General features: G+C 70.5%; 2 protein-coding genes. One reads left to right on the top strand and one right to left on the bottom strand.

Annotation, left to right across the window (positions count from 1 at the left end):
- Positions 1-1,233 (top strand): glycoside hydrolase family 88 protein (locus SSBG_RS19495; protein ID WP_234010595.1); only part of this gene is annotated, 1,233 nt, incomplete at its 5' end.
- Positions 1,234-1,398: 165 nt separating this feature from the next.
- Here SSBG_RS19495 and ychF read toward each other — a convergent pair.
- A complete protein-coding gene (gene ychF / locus SSBG_RS19490) occupies positions 1,399-2,487 on the bottom strand; it encodes a redox-regulated ATPase YchF (protein ID WP_008747792.1) in 1,089 nt (362 codons plus the stop codon).
- Positions 2,488-2,649: the final 162 nt, after the last annotated feature.

Below are 2,649 nucleotides of genomic sequence, written 5' to 3'. Positions count from 1 at the left end.
CCGGGCACCCGCACCCCCACCGCACGGGAGACCCTCATGGACATGGACCGACGCCGTTTCCTCACCGTGGCGGGCGGCGGCGCGCTCGCCGCGACAGCCCTCGGCACCTTCGCCACCCCCGCCCAGGCCGGCTCCGCCTCGCCGCACGCCCGCCCCGCCCCCGCGCAGGCGCGTCCCGCCGCCGCTCCCTCGCCCGTTCTGCCGTCCCGCGCGGAGATCACTCGCGTCCTGCGCCGCGTCGCCGACCACTGGATCGGCGCGCACACCAGCCCGGGCGACAACCTGTGGGCCAACGCGACCTTCTACTCGGGGCTGCTCGCCCTCCACGCCCTCACCAAGGACGCCCGCTACCTCTCCTACGCCCGCTCCTGGGCGGAACAGCACGCCTACGGGCTCAGCGGCGGTACGCGCACCCGCCACGCCGACAACCACAACGCGGGCCAGGCGTACCTGGACCTCTACGCGCTGGAGCCCGAGCAGGCGAAGATCCAGGCCATCGAGGACTCGCTGCACCGCATGACGTACACGGACCAGGTCGGCAAGAACGACGACTGGTGGTGGGACGACGCGCTGCACATGGCCATGCCGCCCTTCGCGCGCCTGGGCGTGCTGCGCGGCGACGCGGCGTACCACCGCAAGCTGTACGCCCTCTACCGGCACACGAAGACCGCCGAGGGCGGCCCCGGCCTCTACGTCCCGGCCACCGGCCTGTGGTACCGCGACAAGAACTTCCTGCCCGGCCGTATCCTCTCCCCCTCCGGCAAGCCCGTCGTGTGGTCGCGCGGCAACGGCTGGGTCGCCGCCGCGCACACGAAGACGCTCAAGGCACTCCCGGCGGGACACACGAACGCCGCCGAGTACCGCGACACCCTGCGCCGCCTGATCACCGCGCTCGCCCCGCTCCAGCGCACGGACGGCTTCTGGAACGTGAACCTCGCCGACCCGGCCCACTACCCGGGCCCGGAGTCGAGCGGCACGTCCTTCTTCGCGTATGGCACGGCGTACGCGGTGGCGAGCGGCCTCGTGGACCGCGCGACCCACCTCCCCATGGCGGCCCGAGCCTGGAACGGCCTCGTCGCCACGGCCGTCCACCCGAACGGAACCCTCGGCTACGTCCAGCGCGTCGGCGACCGCCCCGACTCCAGCCAGCCGGTCACCTACGACACCACAGCGGACTTCGCGGTAGGCGGCTTCCTCCTGGCAGGAACAGAACTGGCAACCCTGACCACCTGAGCCCCGTCCCCGAGGCACACACCGGCTTCCGGAAACCCCCCGCCGGACCAACCGTCACACCATCCCGCACCACCCAGCACGACACGAACGAAGGGGCCGGACTCCCAAGAGCCCGGCCCCTCCTGATCCATCGTGCGCCACATCAGCAACGCGGCACAGACTCACTCACACGTTGAACCTGAACTCCACCACATCCCCGTCGCGCATCACGTAGTCCTTGCCTTCCATGCGGGCCTTGCCGGCCGCGCGGGCTTCGGCGATGGAGCCGGTGGTGACGAGGTCGTCGAAGGAGATGATCTCGGCCTTGATGAAGCCGCGTTCGAAGTCGGTGTGGATGACGCCGGCCGCCTGGGGGGCCGTGGCGCCCTTGTCGATGGTCCAGGCGCGGGTTTCCTTGGGGCCGGCGGTCAGGTAGGTCTGGAGGCCCAGGGTCTCGAAGCCGACGCGGGCCAGGGTCGCGAGGCCCGGTTCGTCCTGGCCGACGGACTGGAGGAGTTCGAGGGCCTCCTCGTCGTCCAGTTCCGCGAGGTCCGCCTCCAGCTTCGCGTTGAGGAAGATCGCCTCGGCCGGGGCGACGAGCGCGCGCTGCTCGGCCTTGAAGGTGTCGTCCGTCAGCTCGTCCTCGTCCACGTTGAAGACGTAGAGGAAGGGCTTGGTCGTGAGCAGGTGCAGGTCGTGGAGGGGGGCGGCCTTCTCGGTGCCCTGGGCGATGCCCTTGGAGAAGAGGGTGTCGCCCGCCTCCAGGATCGCCTTCGCCTCCTCGACCGCCGCGAGCTTGGGGGCCACGTCCTTCTTGATCCTGGCCTCCTTCGCGAGGCGCGGGAGGACCTTCTCGACCGTCTGGAGGTCGGCGAGGATCAGCTCGGTGTTGATCGTCTCGATGTCGTCCTTCGGGGAGACCTTGCCGTCCACGTGCACGACGTTGTCGTCCTTGAAGGCGCGGATCACCTGGCAGATCGCGTCGGTCTCGCGGATGTTCGCGAGGAACTTGTTGCCCAGGCCCTCGCCCTCGCTCGCGCCGCGCACGATGCCGGCGATGTCCACGAAGTCCACCGTCGCGGGGAGGATACGGGCCGAGCCGAACAGCTCGGCGAGCTTCGGCAGCCGGGGGTCCGGCACGCCCACGACGCCCACGTTCGGCTCGATCGTCGCGAAGGGGTAGTTCGCGGCCAGCACGTCGTTCTTCGTGAGGGCGTTGAAGAGGGTGGACTTGCCGACGTTGGGCAGGCCGACGATACCGATGCTTGTGCTCATGGCTCTCTAACTCAGTCCGCTCGCGAATTCCGAAGGTGGCCCTTCACGGTACAGGGAGGCGGTACGGGGCCGACCCGGCACCGTACGGCAGCGGGGGCGCCCTGGGCAAAAGCGCGTGTCCCGGACCGGAGGGCACGGGGCCCGGCGCCTACGTTGGTGCGG

Origin of the sequence: Streptomyces sp. SPB074 (assembly GCF_000154905.1) — a bacterium.
GTDB lineage: Bacteria > Actinomycetota > Actinomycetes > Streptomycetales > Streptomycetaceae > Streptomyces.
Note: the sequence above shows the minus strand (reverse complement) of the source record. Positions and strands in the feature narration are given on the sequence as shown.

Bases quoted from the DNA above. Each gene is read 5' to 3' on its own strand.
- ychF (WP_008747792.1), bottom strand. From the start codon at position 2,487: ATGAGCACAAGCATCGGTATCGTCGGCCTGCCCAACGTCGGCAAGTCC.